Raw genomic sequence first — 6,033 nt, 5'->3', positions numbered from 1 at the left:
TTTATTTCTATTTTTGTAATTAAGAATTAGTTTTTTCCCTTGATTTGTGAATTTATTTTCTTCATTAATAAAGCCTAGTAATTTGCTTAAAAATAAAGCTCTATTTCCTTCCATTGTTTTTGAAGGATAATTTTTTTTGGTTGTTTTTTTAATATATTCATCCATTTCAGATTTAGTTTTAAAATTAGAGTAATTTGAATATATTTTTTCAAGAATAAATAAATGAACCTCTAAATGATTATTTTTTTTGCCAACACTCCAATATAAATTTTTTCCTTTTGCAGATGAGTCTTTAATAAAAGTTCCGTAGTTTCTCCAATCATTAGAAATAAGATTCTCGTTAATAGTTCTTGTAGAAGTACTTTTAAAATATTTAAATATATCAACAACCTCTTCATCAAATATTACAGTACGCCCATCATTATCATAATAATAAATATCCTTTTCTTTATCATAAATTAAATCTCTAGTGTTTATTCCGAGAGAGTCTAATATTTGAGGAGAAGATTTATAATTACCTATAAAATCTAAAACTAATAAATCTTTTTTTTCAGTAATTGGAGATAACCTCAGGCCTCTTCCCAACTGTTGTTTTAGAATCGTTTGAGACTCAGTTGGTCTAAGCATTAATATGCATTCAATATCTGGAATATCTATACCCTCATTCAACATATCAACCACAAATGCAATTTGATAATTTCCTTTATCAAATTTTTCTATCAAAGATTGATTATCAGTATTTTTTTTTGATGCTTCTGAGTGAATTGAAAGTGTTTTATAGCCTTTTTTTCTAAAAATCTTTTCGCAGTGATTAGCATGTTCAATAGATGCACAAAATGCAATAGATCGTCTATTGTTTGCTAATTCTTCATATTTATTAATTATTGCTTTATCTCTTTTTTCAATAATTAAGTTTTTATTTAGATCATTAACATCATATTTAAATCCATTATAAGTAATGTTTGTATAATCAACATTGTCGATCATACCTTTATAAATTAATTTAGATAAATAACCTTGTTTAATTGCCACTTCTTGATCCATCTGAAAAACAAGATTATTTTCGTAAAATTCTAATATATCCTTTTTATCCATTCGATCAGGTGTTGCAGTTAAACCTAGAAAAAATTTTGGAGTAAAATAATTCATTATTTTAATGTAGCTTGGAGCTGCTGTATGATGAGATTCGTCAACAATTATGTAGTCAAACTCATCTTTCTTAAATATTTTTAAATTTTTGTCTTTTGTTAAAGTTTGAATAGTTGAGAAAATAATATTTATTTGATTAGAATTTTTTTTTGAATTAAATTTTTCTTTTCCGGTATAAAAACCCATTTCTTTTATTCTTTCTGGAATCATTTTTTCAAATGAATTTTTTGCCTGTTTAAGAATATGATCTTGATGTACGATAAAAAGAATCTTTTTTGCTTTAAATTTAAGGGTATCAAAAATAGCTAGATAAGTTTTACCAAGTCCCGTAGCTAAAGCCACAAGTCCTCTTTTATGTTTTTTTCTTGTCTCCTTAAGAGCTTCTAGTGCTTTTATTTGTACTTCGTGAGGTTGGGGTTTTTTATCTTTGCTCCATTTTAAAAATAATGAAGCTAATTCATTATCAAAATTTATTGCTCTTCTTAGTTGAAATATAGCTTCATTAGGTTCAATTTCAATTTGATCTCTAGTGAGATTGATTCTGACATATCCTTGTCTAGTTAATTCATTACCTTTTTCAGTTAATTCGTTAAATCTTGTCTTAGAAACTTTACCTGGTGCGTGATAATTAAATCCATCAGTTTCAATGGCAAATTTATTTTTTTTTGTTTGTATCACAAAATCAATTCGCCATTTTCTGTTGGACCCATCATTTCTTGGAATATTTACTTCTGGATTTATAAGGTCTAAACCTCTTTCACCATAATCTTTATAATAAATATTTATTAAGAATGATTTTTCGAGAAAACCCATTTTAGTTCCATGTAGAGTCAAAAATGATTCTAATTTCATATGTTATAATTATTATTATAAATCGTTATTATGCCAGGTAAAAAGATCAGCTTCAAAAGGAATATTTCTAAATTTTAACAAAGCTTTATATTTTTTAAGCCTGTCCTCTTTTTTAGCACTTTTTAAATATGTGAGGATTTGATCATAGGTCAGTCCTTTCAACCTATCTTTTTTCACATCCACATATTCCTCATATTCCATACCTGCTATTGCATAGCCTTTATTAGGATCTATGTGCTCTGCATAACTAATAGTGTCTTCTGTTTCTTTAAGGATATCGTACCAATGAGCAACCTGATTTTTATTATCAAAAAGATAATCTTTTCTGTACTCAAACAGTTCTAACTGCTGCATATTTTTGAAGTTTTTAAAATAAGAAAATTAATTAACAATTAATAATATAATTTTTAATTATGTCTTAAGTATGATAAAATTAACTAGTCCTGATTTAGAAAATAACTCTACTTGCTAGGACTTAAAATAAAACGCTAAAGGAGAAACATGAAAATAAAAATACAATCAATTAGAGACTTTTTTAAATCAAAAGAAAAAAAAGGTTTAAAACCAATATTTTTTGAAAGCATTGGAGATCAAAACACTTCACGAGATGAGAAGCTAAAGAATTTAATAAATGTGCTGGAAAAGAATGGGTTTAAAATTAAGAATAAAAAATAATTTTTACCAACGGATTTACCAACGAATGCAAAGTTTGAATCTAAAATTCTAAAAAAATACAATCTACCGTTTGTAAAGTTAACTTGTATGAATTTTAAAATTGGTGTAATACCTAATTAATTTTAAGGGCCTGTAGCTCAGTTGGTTAGAGCAGTACACTCATAATGTATTGGTCCCAGGTTCGAGTCCTGGCGGGCCCACCATTAGAAACTCTCAACAATTTTCAAAATAGGTTTTTTTAATGTAAATTTAATTTGTTCGGCATGGTAAAAAGGAAATGTCCAAGAAAAACTATAAATAATAACTAGCAATATAAAAAAAATTTTATTAAATTTTATTTCATAATTTTTTAAAAAAAGTTTCTCTTTAATACAAAAAATAAAAATAAAGAAAGACCCTGAGAAAGATAGATATATATATCTTCCCCAGTCAGATCCAAGATAATAAACAGGCAATGTTAATAAAAATAAAATTAACAGTAATAAAGCTGGATTAAATTTATTAATACTTAGGTTATTGATCTTAAATTTAGAATTATAAAATTTTATAAAAATAAAAAAAAAAACTAAAATTATTGATAAAAGATAAATTAAAAAATGATTAAAATTTACATATTGAACAGAAATATGAGATTCTGCATTATTTCCAAGCCAAAACATTTGCCCACGGATCTCGCAATCGGAATTTACAAAATTTTTTACAGAATTGCATATTTCTGAAACTATCAATTCATCGCCTTGATTAAAGTAAATTAGAAAAAAAATAACAAATAAAGAGGTTGAGGAAATTATTATTTCAGCAAAAGTAACTTTTACCTTTCTAACTGATTTAATTAAAAAAAATAAAAAAAATAAGTAAGGTGAATAAAATAAAAAAATTGAGTGTGAAAGAGATAGAAAAAAAACTAATAGTATAAGTAGAACAAATAAATTTTTGTTATTTAATCTTTTTTCAAAAAAAACAAAAAAAGCGATAACCAGTAAAAAAAGCATATCTTTTCTTCCAATCACCTCTGAATTCATTATCTGATATAAAAAAAAACCAGGTGATAGAAAAATTAATGTATTTAATTGGGAACTTTCTAAATATTTAATTGTCTTAATTAAAAAAAAAGAAACCATCAAATATAAAAAAGATACAAAAGTAAAAACTAATATATCAAGATCAAGATTAATCATATTGTGAATTTGAAATAAAAATTCACCTATTAAACCTCTTCTTACAAAACCACCTTGATAATTAATTAGCCAATCAACGTACTGCCATGCAGAGTACTCGGTATAAAAACTATAAAATTTTGAAATTTGAAATATTAGGCTAGTCAAAACCACCAAGTAAAGAAACTTACTTTTAATTGTCATTATAAAAGATTTAAAATCTAATTATTAATAAATTTTTTTAAGCTTGAGAATAATGATTGTATATCACCATCACTGCTTTGTATTATCGAACTAAATTCCTCCTTTTGGGTTCTTGCTAAACTTAGCCCTTCAATAATTAAATCTCTTATCAATGGTCTGTCAGGATCTTTTGTATAAACTCTCCATTGTATCTTAATCTCAGGTCGAGTATCTGTAGCCACAAGGACACTAGAGACAATAGTATATTTATCATTAAGTTTTTCTTGTGACTGGACATCTATTTTGGGGTTTGTGTACTCGGCAAGTCTGCTTGAAAAACTTTTTAAAAAGTATTCTCTAAATAATTTAGTATATTCCTTTTTTTCAGCGTCGTTTAATTCTTTTCTAAATTTTCCCAGAGTATAAAAACCTATACCTTTTATATCAACTGTATCTGTTGCAATAATTTTTAATTTTTCAATTTTGTCACTTTTAGAGATATCACTACTTAAAATTTGAGATGCTCTATTAACTGTAGATTGAACGAAAATATTGGGCTCTAAGGAATACGCAGTTTTAGAAATAAAAATTAATAATAAAAAAATATTAATAAACTTAAATTTTTTAATCATTAAGAATAATTAATTAGACTGAATTTCGTCCCAATCACTGTCATCTTGAGATTCTGTAACACTATCGGAATTTAAAATTTTTTTTCTTCTATCCTGTAAGTATAAACTTCTCACTGATGCATAAAAGTCCATTGAATTCTTTTCTAAATTTTCAAAAGAGTCTATATTTTTTGCTCTAAAGTTTAAGCCATCTCCTCCTTTGGAAAAATAATAATCAGACTCCTTAAAGTGTCGAGTGTCGTTTTTAATTGTTAAATTATACCATGGATCAGCACCTAAAATATTTGCAAAATTTCCAGATAGATCTCTAATTGTAGATGGACCTAAAACTGGTAACACTAAATAACATCCCTCACCAATTCCCCAAGTTCCTAAAGTTTGACCGTAATCCTCTTTTTTATAATCTTTTATGAATCCCATTTGTGAGGCAACATCAAAAATTCCAAAAATACCAACGGTAGTATTCACCGCAAGTCTTGCTGTATTGACTCCCGCAGTTTTAAACTCACCTTGTAAGATGTTATTAGGTATTGTAATCAAATTTGATATGTTACTTAGCACATTGCCCGTTCCTATTTTTATAGGATTTGGTAATTTTCTATAACCCTTTGCCAATGGTTCAAATATTATATTGTCTAATCCCTGATTAAAAGCAAATGTTGCTCTATTAACACTTTCAAAACAATCCTTTACTTCTCCTGTTTTTTTTGAGAATGAAACTTCGCCATCTGCTCCTGCAAAAGCAAAATTGATTGTAAAAATGTAAATTATTAAAATTTTTAATAAATATCTCATGTTCTTAGTTTTCTATTAGTGTTATACATATAATGTTAACCTAAAAAAAGTCAAAAATGCTATCAAAAATTACCTATAAATACTCACCAAATTTCAATAATTACAAGAGAAATAAAAGCGACATCAAATTTTTGATTATTCATTACACTGGCATGAGAAAAGAAAAAGATGCAATTGAAAGGCTAATCAATATACAATCTGAGGTTAGTAGCCATTATTTTATTAAATATAACGGTAAAATAATTCAATTAATTCCAGATTTATATACCGCTTGGCATGCTGGTAAATCAGCTTGGGGTAAAAAAAAACTTTTAAATGATTTTTCGATCGGTATAGAAATTTCCAATACAGGTCACAACTATGGTTACAAAAATTATAAGAAGAAACAAATAACCGCTTTAATTAAACTTTTACGAAATTTAAAAAAAAAATATAAAATAAAATCTGAAAATATACTTGGTCATTCTGATATAGCCCCAGTTAGAAAAAAAGATCCTGGTGAAAAATTTCCGTGGAAAAAACTCGCAAAAAAAAAACTTTCAATATGGCATAAAGTAAATAGTATAATTTTGAAAAAATTGAGAAGAAAA

At 26.3% G+C, this 6,033-nt stretch carries 7 protein-coding genes and 1 tRNA gene; 3 read left to right on the top strand and 5 right to left on the bottom strand.

Going from position 1 to position 6,033, the window contains the following annotated elements; genetic code table 11:
• A partial coding sequence (locus AMN73_RS00400) for a DEAD/DEAH box helicase family protein (RefSeq protein WP_143323174.1) occupies positions 1 to 2,001 on the bottom strand: 2,001 nt, incomplete at its 3' end.
• 15 nt (positions 2,002 to 2,016) lie between these two features.
• Positions 2,017 to 2,355: a hypothetical protein gene (locus tag AMN73_RS00395; protein ID WP_075534348.1), complete on the bottom strand. Its 339-nt coding sequence runs from the start codon at positions 2,353 to 2,355 to the stop codon at positions 2,017 to 2,019.
• 147 nt (positions 2,356 to 2,502) lie between these two features.
• On the opposite strand from AMN73_RS00395, the gene AMN73_RS04405 reads away from it, so the two are divergent.
• On the top strand, positions 2,503 to 2,676 hold the full coding sequence (locus AMN73_RS04405; protein ID WP_179850061.1) for a hypothetical protein: 174 nt from the start codon (positions 2,503 to 2,505) through the stop codon (positions 2,674 to 2,676).
• Positions 2,677 to 2,802: 126 nt separating this feature from the next.
• Positions 2,803 to 2,879 (top strand) — tRNA-Ile (locus AMN73_RS00390).
• Here the strand turns inward: AMN73_RS00390 and AMN73_RS00385 are convergent.
• The 3 genes from AMN73_RS00385 to AMN73_RS00375 are packed head-to-tail and all read right to left on the bottom strand — an operon-like array spanning position 2,880 to position 5,443.
• The gene (locus tag AMN73_RS00385) at positions 2,880 to 4,001 is read right to left on the bottom strand and encodes a hypothetical protein (protein ID WP_143323173.1); all 1,122 of its coding nucleotides are present in this window, start codon (positions 3,999 to 4,001) and stop codon (positions 2,880 to 2,882) included. It lies immediately after the preceding tRNA gene.
• A gap of 53 nt (positions 4,002 to 4,054) precedes the next feature.
• Positions 4,055 to 4,648, bottom strand: coding sequence for an MlaC/ttg2D family ABC transporter substrate-binding protein (locus tag AMN73_RS00380; RefSeq protein ID WP_075534346.1), 594 nt, complete (start codon positions 4,646 to 4,648; stop codon positions 4,055 to 4,057).
• 9 nt (positions 4,649 to 4,657) lie between these two features.
• Entirely contained in the window at positions 4,658 to 5,443 is a 786-nt protein-coding gene (locus AMN73_RS00375; RefSeq protein WP_075534345.1) for an MlaA family lipoprotein, read from the bottom strand.
• Positions 5,444 to 5,499: 56 nt separating this feature from the next.
• On the opposite strand from AMN73_RS00375, the gene AMN73_RS00370 reads away from it, so the two are divergent.
• The coding region (locus AMN73_RS00370; RefSeq protein WP_075534344.1) for an N-acetylmuramoyl-L-alanine amidase at positions 5,500 to 6,033 on the top strand (534 nt) is incomplete at its 3' end.

Source organism: Candidatus Pelagibacter communis (assembly GCF_001179965.1).
Taxonomy (GTDB): Bacteria; Pseudomonadota; Alphaproteobacteria; order Pelagibacterales; family Pelagibacteraceae; genus Pelagibacter.
This window is presented reverse-complemented; position numbering and strand designations above follow the sequence as displayed.

Coding starts and splice junctions, on each gene's coding strand:
- AMN73_RS00395 (WP_075534348.1), bottom strand. CDS start 2,355: ATGCAGCAGTTAGAACTGTTTGAGTACAGAAAAGATTATCTTTTTGAT.
- AMN73_RS04405 (WP_179850061.1), top strand. CDS start 2,503: ATGAAAATAAAAATACAATCAATTAGAGACTTTTTTAAATCAAAAGAA.
- AMN73_RS00380 (WP_075534346.1), bottom strand. CDS start 4,648: ATGATTAAAAAATTTAAGTTTATTAATATTTTTTTATTATTAATTTTT.
- AMN73_RS00375 (WP_075534345.1), bottom strand. CDS start 5,443: ATGAGATATTTATTAAAAATTTTAATAATTTACATTTTTACAATCAAT.